18 protein-coding genes are annotated in these 14043 nt (G+C 66.2%); 8 read left to right on the top strand and 10 right to left on the bottom strand.

All coding sequences use genetic code 11. From position 1 onward, the window contains the following. Positions 1–19: 19 nt before the first annotated feature. Positions 20–574 (top strand): hypothetical protein, encoded by a 555-nt coding sequence (locus tag FHS75_RS07205; protein ID WP_179407003.1) that lies wholly within the window; start codon positions 20–22, stop codon positions 572–574. Between the two features lie 602 nt (positions 575–1176). Here the strand turns inward: FHS75_RS07205 and FHS75_RS07210 are convergent. Next, on the bottom strand, positions 1177–1749 hold the full coding sequence (locus FHS75_RS07210; protein ID WP_244959010.1) for a TlpA family protein disulfide reductase: 573 nt from the start codon (positions 1747–1749) through the stop codon (positions 1177–1179). 19 nt (positions 1750–1768) lie between these two features. Here FHS75_RS07210 and argH point away from each other — a divergent pair, with 19 nt between their 5' ends. The 5 genes from argH (at position 1769) to FHS75_RS07235 (ending at position 5775) form a co-directional block, all read left to right on the top strand. Then, entirely contained in the window at positions 1769–3145 is a 1377-nt protein-coding gene (gene argH / locus FHS75_RS07215; protein WP_179407426.1) for an argininosuccinate lyase, read from the top strand. Then, positions 3142–3435: an LPS translocon maturation chaperone LptM gene (gene lptM, locus FHS75_RS07220; RefSeq protein ID WP_179407005.1), complete on the top strand. Its 294-nt coding sequence runs from the start codon at positions 3142–3144 to the stop codon at positions 3433–3435. Before argH ends, lptM begins: the two co-directional genes overlap by 4 nt. Positions 3436–3438: 3 nt before the next feature. Next, positions 3439–4698 (top strand): diaminopimelate decarboxylase, encoded by a 1260-nt coding sequence (gene lysA, locus FHS75_RS07225; RefSeq protein WP_179407006.1) that lies wholly within the window; start codon positions 3439–3441, stop codon positions 4696–4698. Positions 4699–4708: 10 nt separating this feature from the next. Beyond that, the gene (locus FHS75_RS07230; RefSeq protein ID WP_179407007.1) at positions 4709–5494 is read left to right on the top strand and encodes a precorrin-2 dehydrogenase/sirohydrochlorin ferrochelatase family protein; all 786 of its coding nucleotides are present in this window, start codon (positions 4709–4711) and stop codon (positions 5492–5494) included. Between the two features lie 134 nt (positions 5495–5628). Further along, entirely contained in the window at positions 5629–5775 is a 147-nt protein-coding gene (locus FHS75_RS07235; RefSeq protein ID WP_179407008.1) for a hypothetical protein, read from the top strand. Here the strand turns inward: FHS75_RS07235 and FHS75_RS07240 are convergent. Continuing rightward, complete coding sequence (locus tag FHS75_RS07240) at positions 5756–6565, bottom strand: hypothetical protein (protein WP_179407009.1); 810 nt, start codon at positions 6563–6565, stop codon at positions 5756–5758. The two genes, FHS75_RS07235 and FHS75_RS07240, sit on opposite strands and share 20 nt — an antisense overlap. On the opposite strand from FHS75_RS07240, the gene FHS75_RS07245 reads away from it, so the two are divergent. Both FHS75_RS07245 and FHS75_RS07250 read left to right on the top strand, forming a co-directional pair. Further along, positions 6556–6768 (top strand): hypothetical protein, encoded by a 213-nt coding sequence (locus FHS75_RS07245; protein ID WP_179407010.1) that lies wholly within the window; start codon positions 6556–6558, stop codon positions 6766–6768. The two genes, FHS75_RS07240 and FHS75_RS07245, sit on opposite strands and share 10 nt — an antisense overlap. Next, positions 6756–7667 carry a transposase gene (locus FHS75_RS07250; protein ID WP_179407011.1) on the top strand — a complete coding sequence of 304 codons (912 nt, stop codon included), beginning with the start codon at positions 6756–6758 and terminating at the stop codon, positions 7665–7667. Before FHS75_RS07245 ends, FHS75_RS07250 begins: the two co-directional genes overlap by 13 nt. Here the strand turns inward: FHS75_RS07250 and ruvX are convergent. The 8 genes from ruvX to pyrE are packed head-to-tail and all read right to left on the bottom strand — an operon-like array spanning position 7647 to position 13931. Further along, positions 7647–8123, bottom strand: a complete 477-nt coding sequence (gene ruvX, locus FHS75_RS07255; protein ID WP_179407012.1) for a Holliday junction resolvase RuvX — start codon at positions 8121–8123, stop codon at positions 7647–7649. The genes FHS75_RS07250 and ruvX overlap by 21 nt on opposite strands. After that, positions 8111–9220, bottom strand: coding sequence for a DUF3089 domain-containing protein (locus FHS75_RS07260; RefSeq protein ID WP_179407013.1), 1110 nt, complete (start codon positions 9218–9220; stop codon positions 8111–8113). The genes ruvX and FHS75_RS07260 overlap by 13 nt, the downstream gene beginning before the upstream one ends. Further along, entirely contained in the window at positions 9220–10308 is a 1089-nt protein-coding gene (locus tag FHS75_RS07265; RefSeq protein WP_179407014.1) for an AI-2E family transporter, read from the bottom strand. The genes FHS75_RS07260 and FHS75_RS07265 overlap by 1 nt, the downstream gene beginning before the upstream one ends. After that, positions 10298–11191: a signal peptidase I gene (gene lepB, locus FHS75_RS07270; RefSeq protein ID WP_373284971.1), complete on the bottom strand. Its 894-nt coding sequence runs from the start codon at positions 11189–11191 to the stop codon at positions 10298–10300. The genes FHS75_RS07265 and lepB overlap by 11 nt, the downstream gene beginning before the upstream one ends. Continuing rightward, positions 11188–11589, bottom strand: a complete 402-nt coding sequence (gene acpS, locus FHS75_RS07275) for a holo-ACP synthase (RefSeq protein ID WP_179407015.1) — start codon at positions 11587–11589, stop codon at positions 11188–11190. Before acpS ends, lepB begins: the two co-directional genes overlap by 4 nt. A gap of 1 nt (position 11590) precedes the next feature. Continuing rightward, entirely contained in the window at positions 11591–12325 is a 735-nt protein-coding gene (locus tag FHS75_RS07280; protein ID WP_179407016.1) for a pyridoxine 5'-phosphate synthase, read from the bottom strand. Continuing rightward, positions 12322–13353, bottom strand: coding sequence for a serine hydrolase domain-containing protein (locus FHS75_RS07285; RefSeq protein WP_179407017.1), 1032 nt, complete (start codon positions 13351–13353; stop codon positions 12322–12324). Before FHS75_RS07285 ends, FHS75_RS07280 begins: the two co-directional genes overlap by 4 nt. Continuing rightward, on the bottom strand, positions 13353–13931 hold the full coding sequence (gene pyrE, locus FHS75_RS07290; RefSeq protein WP_179407018.1) for an orotate phosphoribosyltransferase: 579 nt from the start codon (positions 13929–13931) through the stop codon (positions 13353–13355). Before pyrE ends, FHS75_RS07285 begins: the two co-directional genes overlap by 1 nt. Positions 13932–14043 lie beyond the last annotated feature (112 nt).

The following is a 14043-nucleotide window of genomic DNA, read 5'->3' on the forward strand; positions in this document are numbered from 1 at the left end:
CTGAACGAAGGGGCAATTCGTGCACAACGGCTTCACCAGAACGCTAATGCCGTTTCTGCTTATCGCGCCTACGGCCTTGTCTGCGGCCATCCCTGTCAGGCAGCAATGGAAGGTTGGCGAGGAACGAGAGGTCGATGAAGGGATTTACTTCCGGCTCCTCAAGGTCGAAAGCGGCTGGCGGTTGTGGCGTATCGAGACGCGGGGGAGCGTCGAATGCCGCGCGGTCAAATCTGCTCGCGGACAAGTGCACCCGTTTCCGATCGGTGCTGGTGCGATGTTTGGCTTTGGTGAGCCCTACATCACGATCTGGAAGCATCGGGGTGAATTGCGGTATTTCTGGAAGGGCGTCGATTTTGAGAACTCGATGGTGCAGATCAGGCGTCAAGGTGCAAAGTTTTGGGACATCGATAACGGCGAACAGGTCTTCAACGACACCAACGTTGTCGAGGTGAAAATCGGTAGCTGGGAATATCCCGCTGTCCGTGTTGGCTATCATGAGACCAAAGGGGTGATGGACTTCGCAGGCTGGTCGGCAATGAGAATGGCCGTCGACGAATGTGATGAAGCCCGATGATGTCCCAGCGAGAAACTGGAAGTAACTGTTCCTTACGATCGCGCATGGACGTGACAGAGGGGGACCGAGAAACAACGGTTCTTGGCGGGTTTCGTCGCCCATAACGCAATGGTGCTTGGCCCCCTGGCGGCAAGAACAATGTTCGAGAGGAGCACTCAGTGCATGTTTTTCGGCCCAACCGGTGGGTCAAGAACAAGCCACCTGATTGGTGGAGCAGTTGCGGTCAGCGATGGCGGATTCCTGCGCCTTCGCGACCGAGTTATGCAGATTCAAATGGCCCGCCTCCTACCAAGTCAGATTTGATTGAGAAGCTGCCATCTCCCGAATGCCCCGGCTTTCCGCCATTTTTGACCGCGATTTGTCGCGCAGAGTGTGTAGTCATTCACTCGCCAGCCGGGACCGGTGATCCTCCCCGACTCGGTCAACGGACCTGCAGCTTCATTCCGGCTGGTGTTCCGGGAGTCGGTTTCAGCGCTCAAGCATCGACTTTGGGGGCCTGATTGGGGGCTTCTCAAAATTCACATTCCCACAGAACGTCTAAAATAAGCCAATCTTGGCTGCCTATGTGAGCCCGTCACCGCCACCATGGCCTCAAGGCGGCGCTACAGCCCCTCGGCCAGCATCTCCGCGGCTTTCGCGTCGTTCCATTCCATTCCCCCGACATAGCGCCACACTTCGCGGCCCTGCGCGTCGTAGAGAACGGTCGTCGGCAGCGTGCCCGTGGCGTAATGGAACGAAAGCTGGTTTTCCGGATCGAGCCACGCCTCCAGGTTGTCGCCCCCTTTCTCGCGCAGGAAATCGGCCACTCCCGATGCGCGCCCGGTGTCCTGCGACACCGTCAGCACCTTCAGTTCCTCGCCACGCTTTGCGGCGACTTCGTCGAGCGTCGGCAATTCGACGACGCACGGAGCGCACCAGGTCGCCCAGAGGTTCAGGAGCACGGGCTTGCCCCTCAGCGACGGGAGCGAGAGGCTTTCGCCGTCGGCGGTGCTCACCGTGAAGTCGGGGATCGGCTGTCCGGCCCGGCTGCGGTCGATCACGCCCGCAAGGCTCGGCGCGTTCGATTTGCCCGCGTCATCGCCAGGTTGCGCCGGGGCGGTGCTTTGCCTATCGCAGCCGCCGGCCATCAGGGCGATCGACAAGGCGAAAAGCGTGAGTGGACGGGACGTGAGCAAGACGGAAGGCTCCAATGCCATGTGGGGCGGGCGGTTCGCCGAGGGACCCTCGGCGATCATGCGCGAGATAAATGCCTCGATCCCCTTCGACAAGGCGCTCTGGCGTCAGGACATCGCCGCGTCGAAGGCGCACGCGGCGATGCTGGGAGCGCAGGGCATCGTCGCGGCGGCCGATGCCGAGGCGATCATCGAGGGCCTGGAGCGCGTCGCTGCCGAGTACGAAACCGATGGCGTGCCCGAGGACTGGGACCTCGAAGACATCCACATGACCACCGAAAGCCGGCTTGCCGAACTCATCGGACCGGCGTCGGGCAGGCTGCATACCGCGCGCAGCCGCAACGACCAGGTGGCGACCGATTTTCGCCTGTGGGTGCGCGATACGATCGACCAGATCGATCGCGGGCTGGAAGCGCTGCAGGTGGCGTTCGTCTCCCGCGCGGGCGAGCATGCCGGTTCGATCATGCCCGGCTTCACGCACCTGCAGACCGCGCAGCCGGTCACGCTCGGCCACCACCTGATGGCCTACTATGAGATGATTGCACGGGATCGTTCGCGGTTTTACGACGCCCGGGTGCGCCTCAACAAGTGTCCGCTCGGTTCGGCAGCGCTTGCGGGAACTGGATTCCCCATCGACCGGTTGATGACCACGCAGGCGCTCGGCTTCGATGCGCCGACGGCCAACAGCCTCGATGCGGTGTCCGACCGCGACTTCGCGCTCGATTTCCTCTCGGCGACCGCGCAGTGCGCGCTGCACCTGTCGAGGCTCGCGGAAGAGATGATCGTCTGGGCGAGCCAGCCGTTCGGCTTCATCCGGCTGCCCGACAGCCTTTCCACCGGCAGCTCGATCATGCCGCAGAAGAAGAACCCTGACGCCGCAGAACTCGTGCGCGGCCATGCCGGGCGCATCGTCGGCTGCCTGACCGCCCTGATGGTGACGATGAAGGGCCTGCCGCTCGCCTATTCGAAGGACATGCAGGATGACAAGCCGCCCGTGTTCGAAGCCGCCGGCCTCCTCGCGCTGTCGATCGCCGCGATGGAGGGCATGATCGCCGGCGCGACTTTCAACGTCGAGCGAATGCGCGGCGCCGCCGAACTGGGTTACGCGACGGCGACGGACCTGGCCGACTGGCTCGTCCGCAAGAAGGACATCCCTTTCCGTGAGGCGCATCACATCACCGGGGCGGCGGTGAAGCTTGCCGAAAGTCGCGGCGTTGCCCTCGATGCGCTGTCGCTTGAGGACCTGCAAGGCATCGACAGGAGAATCGACGACGACGTCTACTCGGCGCTTTCCGTCGAAGCTTCGGTGGCGGCTCGTTGCAGCCACGGCGGCACGGCCCCCGACGAGGTGCGCAAGCGCGTTGCCGAGGCCCGTGCGGAACTGGGGATCGAGCCATGAACGTTCGCGCATTCGCCGCGCTGCTGATCGTGGCCGGGCTGGCCGCCTGCGGGCAGCGAGGCGATCTCGAACCGAGGCCCGGCCAGTCGCTTCCGGTCGCGCCCTATGGTCGCGAGGAGCGACCGACCGCCTCCGAACTGCTCGAAACGCCGCCGCTCGCCATGCCCGAGCGAAGCGTGGAACTGCGCCGCCGGTCCGAGGAGCGCGAGGACGATCCGTTCGACCTGCCCCCGCCCGAAGACGCGTACGACGAGCCCGACGCCGCCACCGGCGTTGCCGATCCGGACTGAGGCATGGACCATTTCGCGCTCAGGAACGGCGTTCTCCACGCCGAGGACGTCCCGCTTCCCGAAATCGCCGAAGCCGTCGGGACTCCCGTCTACGTCTATTCCCGCGCGACCCTGACACGTCATGCGCGGGTTTTCCGTGACGCGCTTTCGGCGCTGCCGAAGGTGCACCTGGCGTTCGCGGTGAAGTCCAATCCCAACCTTGCCGTGCTGCGCGTGCTGGGGCGCGAGGGCTATGGCGCGGACGTCGTGTCCGAAGGCGAGATGGACCGTGCGCTTGCCGCCGGGATCGCGGCGTCCGACATCGTATTCTCCGGGGTTGGCAAGACCCGCAGGGAACTGCATGCGGCATGCCGTGCCGGGATCGGGCAATTCAACATCGAAAGCGAGGAGGAGGGGCTCGAGCTCTCGCGCGTGGCGGCAGGACTGGGAATGCGCGCGCCGGTGGCGCTACGCGTCAATCCCGACGTCGATGCCGGCACTCACTCGAAGATTTCCACGGGCAAGGCCGACAACAAGTTCGGCGTTCCCTATCACGAGGCAGCCGGGATCTTCGAGCGTCTGTCCGCGCTCGCTTCGCTCGACATGCGCGGGCTCGCGGTCCACATCGGAAGCCAGATCACCGACCTTGCACCTTCGCGCGCGGCGTTCGAGAAAATGGGTGCCCTGATGCGCGAGCTCCGCGGTCGGGGCTTGTCCGTGACGCACATGGACCTCGGTGGCGGGCTCGGCGTGCCGTACAAGTCCGGAGAGAAATTGCCGGGGCCTGCCGAGTACGGCGCCATGGTCGCGGAGGTCACCGCCGACTGGGACGCCACGATCATGTTCGAGCCGGGCCGCGTCATTACCGGCAACTCGGGCGTTCTTGTTACCGAGGTCGTGCGGGTAAAGCCGGGTGCGGCCTGCCCGTTCGTGGTCGTCGATGCCGCGATGAACGACCTGGCGAGGCCGGCGCTGTACGATGCCTGGCACGATTTCGTGGCCGTCCGCCCCTCCGGCGAGCGGATGACCGCGTCCGTTGTGGGCCCGATCTGCGAATCGTCCGATACCTTCGCCACCGCGCGAAAGATCGACGCGGTCGCGGCAGGCGACCTCGCCGTGTTCCGGACCGCCGGCGCCTATGGCGCGACGATGGCAAACACCTACAATTCGCGCGCGCTGGTGCCCGAAGTCATGGTCGACGCAAGCCGCTGGGCGATCGTCGCCAACCGCATCGAACCTGCCACGATCCTGGCTGCCGAGCGCGTTCCGGAATGGCTTGAATAGTGCCTGCCCGATGATCTCCTCGCTCCCCCTGTTCCACCGGGTCGCGGGACAACCGGTGATCGTGCTGGGATCGGGCGAGGCGGCAGAGGCCAAACGGCGGATCGTCGAGCGCGCCGGAGGCGTGGTCGTGGACGACATGCAGGAAGGCATCGACAAGGGCGCCCGCCTTGCCTTCATCGCCTGCGACGATCCCGATGCGGCACAGGGGGACGCGATCCGGCTGCGGTGCGCGGGCCTTCTGGTCAACGTCGTCGACCGGCCGGAGCTGTGCGATTTCACCACGCCGTCGATCCTCGACCGCGAGCCGGTGCTGGTGGCCATCGGCACGGGCGGGGCCTCCGCTGGTCTTGCCAAGGCGCTGCGCCTGCGGCTCGAAGCGCTGCTTCCGCAGTCGCTTGGAGAACTGGCGAGGAAGCTGGGCGGCGCGCGTTCGGCATTGCGCGAACGCCTGCCCGACGCTGGCGAGCGACGACGCGCTCTCGACGGGGCGCTCGCGGCATCGGGACCGCTCGACCCGCTCGACGAGAATGCGGCGAATTGCGTGGACGAATGGGTTGCCAGCGGGACATCCGGCAGGGGCGGCGGCGTCGTGGAAGTCGTGCTGCGAAGCGCCGATCCGGACGACCTGACCTTGCGTGAAGCGCGGCTGCTCGGCTCTGCCGATCTCGTCGCGCACGAACCCGGCGTGCCCGCATCGGTCCTCGTCCGCGCGCGGGCCGACGCATCGCGGGTAGCGATCGCGACAGGCGAAACGCCCCGGGCCCCGGACGGGCTGGTCGTCATCCTGAGAGCCTGACCCCGGCAACCTCGCCCGGCATATGTAATATCCCGCAATTACAGAATTTTAACTGGGTTAGCCAACGCTGCCACCCCAATGGTCCTGCCCCGGAGCGCTCCTGCTCCGGAACATGCAATCAATGGGGGACCCTGATGAACCTTCCGAAAATCGATCTTTCGATGCTTCCCGATCTCGAAAAGCTGACCGGCGTGTTCGGCAGCGTGGCCACCGACCTCGTCCGCCTGCAGTCGGACGATTCGCTCGCCATCATGATGGCCTTCATTTACGACCTGAAGTGAGGCCGGGGGGTCGGGACGAATGATCGAGCACCCCGACCTGCGCGCGCTGCGGGGCGATCCCGCCCTGCAGCGCAAGGCGCAGGATCGTCTGTTTGCCGCCGTCGGAGCGTGGCAGGAACGCGATCCCGCCGCCGAGGTCCTTGCCGAGGTGAAAGCATTCGCGCGCGCCCGCTCGCTGGCCGAATGCACCGCGCTGTCCGCGCTCTTCGAAGATGGCGGCATGGCTGCGATCGAATTCGCCTCCGGCTTCGTCGAACAAGTCGCGCGGACGCTTTCCGAAGCGCCGCTCGCGCAAGTGCCCTTGCGCCATTTCACCGACGGGTCGCTGTCGACGCTGGTGCTGGCGCGCGAAGGCCCGGTGACGTTGACGCTGGTGTGCACGACGGCCGAGCGCCTGCGCGGGCTGGCGGAAAGCGAGACTGCGCAGTTTCCCGCCACCGAATGCTGGGAAGTATTCGTGGCGGGGCGCGGACGGGCGGAACTGATCGAGCGACGGCCTGCTCCGGGTGGTAGCCATTCGATCCGCCGGGCGCCCCTGTCGATCGAGCCTGGCAGGACGGTTTGCCGCGATGCGCAGCGACAGGCGCTGCACCTGCTCGCCTGCGACGGAAATCTCGTTTCGCTGCGCCTTCAACGCCGCAAGGCCGGCTTCGCCGCCACGGATGGAATCGGTTTGCGCGACGGCGCGATCGTGCGTCGCTCCGCCGGGGACCCCCTTGAAAGCCGCGTCGAACTGGCGATGGCGATCCTCGGAAGGATGGCGCCGACGCAGCGCCGCACATGGCTGCAATCGCCCGGGAGAGCGGTAGCCCGGCGTTGCGCTGGCAAGCCCTGCGCGAGTGCCTGTCCCTCGACACGCTCGCTGGATTCACTGTGCTCACGGAAATTGCCCGCTCGCCGTCCGACGAACTGGCGCCCGCTGCCGGAGCCTTGCGCTCGCAACTTGTCGAGGCCCATCCGGAACTGGACGAGGTTGTGCCATGCCCCGCGTGATGTCGCCGGAAGGCTGCGAGACGCACACGCTGGAAGAGTGTATCGAGGCCCTGCGCATTCGCGGCTTCGATCCTTCCGACGAGGAAAGCCTCCAGCACGGCGCGCAGGCGTTGCGCGCGCTCGGCAACAACCGGACGTTCCTTGGCGACCGGCTGGTTTCGGAAATCGCTGGCCTGTCGCGCGCCGAGGATACCGGTGGATCCTACGGGCCGCAGGTCATCGTGCTGTCGCGCCCCGACCAGGGCGACTTCTTCCTCCGCGCGAACGTCTGGCCATCGCGCGACGAGCACATGATGCGGGCCAGCGGCGATGCCAGTTTCGTCTACGGGCTGGCGCATGATCACAACTTCGACTTCCTCACCATCGGATACTTCGGTCCCGGCTACTGGAGCGAGTACTACGAGTACGAATATGCCGATGTCGCGGGATATGCGGGCGAGCCGGTGGACTTGCGCTTCGTCGAGCGGTCGCGGCTGGAGGAGGGACGCATCCTGCACTACCGCGCGCATCGCGACGTGCATGCCCAGCAGCCCGCCGATGCGCTTTCGGTGTCGATCAACATACTCCATCGCGACCCCGCGCAGGGCTGGCGCGATCAGTACGCCTTCGATCTGGAAGCGGGCCAGGTCGCGCGGATCGTCAATCCCAGCTCGAGCGAGGCGTTTCTTCGCATCGCGGTGGGCCTCGGCACGCCGGAGGCGCTGGATCTGGCGGAGCGGTTCGGCAAGCGGCACCCTTCCGACCGCATGCGGTTCGCCGCGTGGGATGCGCTTGCCTCGCAGGCGCGGTCCCCAGGCGAGGCGGACCGTATCTGGGCCGGTGCGGAGGCCTCGGGCAGTCGCCTGGTCGCAGGCGAAGCGCGGCAGCGGCGGGCGGCCCTAGAGAATCCCGCCCGATAGCGCGTCGATGGCGCCCTGCAGGATGACGGCCGCGGCAGCCGCATCGATCCGGTCGGCGCGCTTTGCGCGGCTCATGTCCTGTCCGATCAGTCCGCGCTCGGCGTCGGCGGTCGACCAGCGCTCGTCCCACAGGAGGATCGGCAGGCCGAGGACGCCAAGGTTGCGTGCGTAGGCGCGGCTCGCCTGCGCACGCGGGCCCTCGCTCGCATTCATGTTGAGCGGAAGGCCAAGGACGATCCCCGCAATCGAGCGCTCCTTCGCCAGCTTTTCGAGCGCTTGTCTGTCAGCGCCGAACTTGCCGCGCTTCAGCGTCCTGGCAGGAGATGCGAAGTGCCAGCCGGCATCGCAGAAGGCAGTGCCGATCGTCCTGGTGCCGAGGTCGAGGCCCATGAGCGGGCCGCCTGCGGGCAGCGCCGAGCGAAACTCGGCCTTCTGCGTGGTGATCAGGGTTTCCATGCCTCGATCCGGCGCGTCACGTCGGCGCGAAGGTTCGCCCAGAACAGCGGTATGTCGTAGACGTGGTAGTTGTTGCCGGGCAGCACGTAGGGGCCCATTTCGGGTGGCTCGCCGATCAGCAGCAGCCCGCGTTCGTCGCACCGCGCCGGGACGAGGTCGGGCTGGAGGCTCCCGGCGAGAAGGTCGCCCGATGGCACCAGCGTGCCGAGATTGGCATCGGCGGGCGCGCTGCCTCCGACGCCGCCGGTCAGCGGGTTGGTGCACAGCGGCGCTGCATCGAACCGGTTGCCGCCGTCGAGCGCCAGCCCGGCGGGATAGCCCGGCTTCGCCTCCGGAGGCTCGGCCGGTTCGGCAAAGGTCGACCAGCTCATCACGCATCCCGACTGCGCCGGCGTGGCGCATGCGGGCAGGCCCATTTCGGGCAAGTCGTGTTCGAGCGAGATCGGCCAGCCGACGACGTAGGCGGCGGCGATGCGGCCTGCCAGCGGTTTTCCGGCGACCCTGTCCTTCAGCAGGCGCATCAGGTGGAGCGAACCCTGGCTGTGTCCGGCAAGGACGATGGGCTGACCCTCGTCGATACCCTCAAGGAAATAGTCGAACGCGCGCAGGACGTCGTCATAGGCTGCGTCCACCGCCATCTTGCCTTCCGGCTCCTCGGTCAGGAAGGCGCCGAACGTGGCCTGCCGGTAACGCGGCGCCCACAGTTCTGCGGCGACGTTGAAGGGGCTGGCCATCCCCTTGACGTAGGTGAGGGCGCGATTGCGCGATTCCTCGTGGTCGAGCGGGGCGTTCCAGCTTTCCTTCTGGAGGTAGCTGGTCGGATGCACGAAGAAGACGGCGGCATTCAGCTTCTCGACCGGTTCCTCAGCGCCCTCCGGCAGCCAGAGGGCCGGATCGGTCTCGCCCATTCCGGGCCGAGCGATCCACATGTCCGGCATCGCGTAGACGTTGCTTTCCAGCGCAGGCTGCCGGGTGAATTCGGCCGAAGGCACGAACGTCAGCTGCGTGATCTCGTCCGCCCAGATGCGCAGGGCCAGCAGGCCGAGGAGGATCAGGACGACGATCGCCGCCACGAAGTACAGGAACTTGCGTGCCATCAGGTCTCTTCCGCTTGCGCTTCCTCTTCATGCCGGGCGGCGGAGCGTTCGAACCAGGTCTTGATCATCGCGACCAGCGGATCGGCGAGGAACAGGCCGAGGATGCCGAACAGCACACCCATGATGAGCTGTGCGCCAAGCGTGAGAGCGGGCGGCATGTCAACCGTCCGGCGCGCGACCATGGGGATAACGATGTACCCGTCGAACGCCTGGACGAAGACGTATACGCCAATGGTGTAGAGACCCATGTCGGTGCCGCCGGAAAATCCGACCAGCACCATCAGCAGTCCCGAAACGATCGCGCCGATGTTCGGAATGAAGGCAAGCAGCCCGGTCAGGATACCCAGGAGCGCGGCCATCGGCACGCCGTAGATCGCCAGCAGAGCCCAGGTCGCCACGCCTTCGATCACCATCCCGAGCAGGCGGCCAGCCAGCAGCCTGCGCAGCGAGCGCCCCATGAGCGAGGCCGTCTCGCGATAATAGTCGCGCTCGTGCCGGGGCACCATCCATGCGACGCCCCGGTTGTAGAGCTTTGGTTCGAGCGAGATGTAGATGCCGAGCACGACGATCAGCACCATCGTGGTGCCCGCGCCGATGATGCCGCCGACCATGCTGGTGAGCTGGCCCATGCCGCCAAGGACCTGCTGCGCCATGCCGCGCACGTTCTCTCCCCGGATGCCGAAGCCCTGTTCCTCGAGCCAGGAAAGCACCATCGCCGTCTGCCGTTCGAGGATCGCGGGCAGGGAGGCCGCCTGCGCGGCAATCTGCGAACCCGCGAACATCACGAGCCATACAAGGAAGATCGCCGTCAGTATCAGGACGATGGCGACGCGCCAGGTGCGGCCGATGTCCAGCACCCGTCCCAGCAGCCGCGCACCGCCGTCGATCAGCGCCGCGAACACGATTCCGCCGAAGATCGTCAGTATCGATTGCGAGACGAAGACCGCCAGCGCGATCAGCGATGCGATACCCAGCCAGACGAGAGCGCGGCGCGCCTCGACCCGCATCAGCGGATCCTGGATATCCGTGGGCCCCGCACCGTGTCTGTCCGAGTTGGGGCCCTTCAGTCGCGGGTCGTCATTCGCCATCGGCGGCTGGTCCTCTTCTCAGTTCCGGTCGCAGGCTGCGCCATGCCCGGTCGGTCCGCAATCCGTCCCACCACGACAGCGGGTTCCAGCCTTCGCTCCCGCTCAGCGAGAAGGTAATGAACTCGGCACGCCCGCCGATGTCCGACAGCGGGACGGGGCCGCCAAGGCCATTGCCCGCCAGCGTCGCGCGGCTGTCCGCGGAATGGTCGCGGTTGTCGCCCATGAGAAAGACGTGGCCTTCGGGAATGCGTGTCAGCTGCATGTGGTCCAGTGTCTGGTCGAGGTGATCGATGACAAGGTAACTCGCGCCGTTCGGCAGGGTTTCGCGCATGACCGGCAGCTCGCACACCTCGCGCCCGGATGGCAGGCGCGCCTTCATCTTCGGGAAGGTGAAGGCCTCGCACGGCTGGTTTTCGTCGACCGGCAGTTCGATTGCGGGTTCGACGTCCTGCGGGACGGGCTTTCCGTTGAGGATGATCCGTCCGTTACGCACCTCGATCGTGTCGCCGGGAAGGCCGACGACGCGCTTGATCAGGTCCTCGCGCCGGTTGCGCGGAACGACGATCACGATGTCGCCGTACTGTGGGGTATGGCCCAGAAACCGCCATTCGCCGCGCGGAAGCACATGGAACGAGGCGGACGACCAGTTCCACCCGTACGGGTACTTGCTGACGACCAGCCGGTCTCCGACCAGCAGGTTGGGCATCATCGAGATGGACGGAATGTAGAACGGCTTGGCGACGAGGCTGTGGAACGCGAGCACCGCCAGCAGCATGAGGGCGAGGCCACGCAATTCGCCCAGCCAGTCGACCTTCTCGTCGGCTTCCTCGACGGGAGGAACCTCCGGCAACTCGAAATCGGAAGAGGGCGGTTCGGTGGTCAAAGCGGGCGCGCCTCGATCACGACGAAGGCCAGTGCCCACGGATGGTCGTCGGTAAGCGTCACGTGTACGAACGGCTCATGCCCTTCGGGGATGAGGGAAGCAAGGCGCGCCGCCGCGCCGCCGGTCAGCGCAAGCGTCGGCGCTCCCGATCGCGCGTTGACCACCCCGATGTCGCGCATGAACACGCCGGCCCTGAACCCGGTGCCGACTGCTTTCGAGAACGCCTCCTTGGCCGCGAACCGCTTGGCGTAGGTGCCTGCGCGCGTATAGGGCCGCCGCCGCGCCTTCGCGCGCTCGACTTCGGTGAACACGCGGTTTTCGAAGCGCTCGCCGAAGCGCTCGAGAGAGGCCTCAATGCGCTCGATGTTGCAGAGGTCGGATCCGATAGCGATGATCATGTCAGCGCGCCGCGTCCATGAGCTCGCGCATGCGGCGCACACTCGCTTCCAGGCCCACGAAGATCGCCTCGCCGATCAGGTAATGCCCGATGTTGAGTTCGGCGATCTGCGGGATCGCGGCGACCGGCTGCACGTTCTCGAAGTTCAGCCCGTGGCCGGCGTGCGGTTCGATCCCGTTCTTGCTGGCAAGCGCGGCCATGTCGGCGATCCGCTTCAGCTCGCCCGCCCGGGCCTCGTCACCGGCATGGGCATATTCGCCGGTGTGAAACTCGACCACCGGCGCGCCCAGCCGCATCGCCGCCTCCACCTGCCGCGCCGTCGGCTCGATGAACAGGCTGACGCGGATGCCCGCGTCGCCCAGCCGCGAAACGATCGGCGCAAGCTGGTTGTGCAGGCCGGCGGCGTCCAGCCCGCCTTCGGTCGTGCGCTCTTCGCGCTTTTCGGGCACGATGCATGCGGCGTGCGGGGCGTGGCGCAGCGCGATCTCCACCATCTCGTCGGTCGCGGCCATTTCGAGGTTGAGCGGCAGGCCGGTCGCATCCTGCACGCGGGCGAGATCGTCGTCGCGGATGTGCCGCCTGTCTTCGCGCAAGTGCACGGTGATGCCGTCCCCGCCTGCGGCTGCGACGATTTCGGCAGCGCGGACGGGATCCGGATGATCGCCGCCTCGGGCGTTCCTGATCGTCGCCACGTGATCGATGTTGACGCCGAGGCGCAGGGTGCTGGTGTCGCTCATGGGCATACCGTCCGGGACAGGATGTCGTGCGAGAGGCCGGAGCCCGTCCAGATTTCTCCGAACGGGTAGACGTCCTCTCCCTTTCCGATGAAAACGGCCACCGCCACGCCGCGTTCCGGAACGATGAAATTGCGCGCCTGGTAGCCGCCTATGGCGCCGCGCCGCTCGACGATCCGGACCGGATCGGCGCATCCGGAAAGCGGTGCCGAAAATTCCCACTGACCGAGTGCGGTGTAGCCGAGCGCCGGGTCGCCCGCCCACATTTCGGCGAGCGCGTCGCTACCCAGCAGCCCGCCTTCCATGAGCGCGCGGTCGAACGCGAGCAGGTCCGTCGCCGTCGCGATCATCCCGCCCGATGCGCCGTACGCCGCGATTTCCCGCACCGGCGTACCGTTCAGGCTGGGCGCGACTTTCGAATTGGCTTGCGCGAATCCGAGACTTTCGAGGCCGAGCGGACCGGCGATCTCGTCGGAGAGGAGTTTGTCGAGCGTTCTTCCTGTCACACTTGCCAGCACCTTGCCGACGAGCAGGGTATCGCAGTTGGTGTAGTCGAATTCGCCGCCCGGAGCGCGATCCCTGCGCGCGACGCACATCATCGGGTCGAGTGGAAAGGCACCGGTCCGGTCGAATTCTGGATCGTCCTCCGGATCGTAGAGACCCGACTGATGCCTTAGAAGCTGACGAAGCGACGGTGCCTGCGGCCCGCTTCCCGGCCAGCTCTCCAGATAGGCCGACACCGGCGCGTCGAGGTCCAGCTCGCCTTTCTCGACCTGCTGCATGACCAGTGTGGCGACGAACTGCTTGCTGATCGAGGCCAGCGGCCAGACCTGCCCCGCACCGCTTCGGAACCCGTCGTAGCTGCCGCCGGTGACGGCGATCTCGCCATCGAAACCATGGCGACCGAGAACCTGCACGAGTTCGGGCTCGCCGGCGATCCCGGCCGTTGCCGGACGCTCTCCGGCCTGGGCCGGAAGGGCGGCGGCCAGCCAGACGGCTGTTGCCGCGATGACCGGCAGGCACGGTTTCATCAGGCGCGGCTTCCCGGCTTTATTGCGGGCGACGAGGCGAGTTCGGGCGGCAACTCGTCTTCGGCGTATGTCGGGAAGCTGATCTCGATCAGCGGATGGAAAGGCACGCCGAGATCGGCTTCGCCACCCGATCTGTCGACGAGCGCCGCAGCCGCCACGACATGTCCGCCCGCCTCGCGAATGGCATCGATGGCCTCGCGAGAGGATTTCCCGGTGGTGACGACGTCCTCGACGAGAAGGACGCGATCACCCTCGTCGAGCGCGAAGCCGCGGCGAAATTCGAATGTTCCGGTCGGCCGTTCGACGAACATGGCCTCGACCGCCAGCGCGCGGCCCAGTTCGTGCCCTATGATGATGCCGCCCATTGCGGGCGAGACGACCTTGTCGATCTCCTTGCGCAGTTCCCGGGGCAGCTTGTTGGCGAGCGCGATGGCGAGTCTTCCGGCCCGGTCGGGATGCATCAGTACGCGTGCGCACTGCAGGTAGTGCGCGCTGTGCCGACCGGACGACAACAGGAAATGTCCTTCGAGCAGCGCCTGACTTGCACGGAATTCCGCCAGAACCTCGTCTTCGGTCATGTCGTTAGTCTTCCTCGAAAATTCGTGTGGCGATCTTGCGGCAGGCCATAAACTGGCCCCCGAGGCAAAAATTCCCTAGATGCGCTTGAGACACGCCGCAAGCGCGCGTATA

This window comes from Novosphingobium marinum (assembly GCF_013408095.1).
GTDB lineage: Bacteria > Pseudomonadota > Alphaproteobacteria > Sphingomonadales > Sphingomonadaceae > Novosphingobium > Novosphingobium marinum.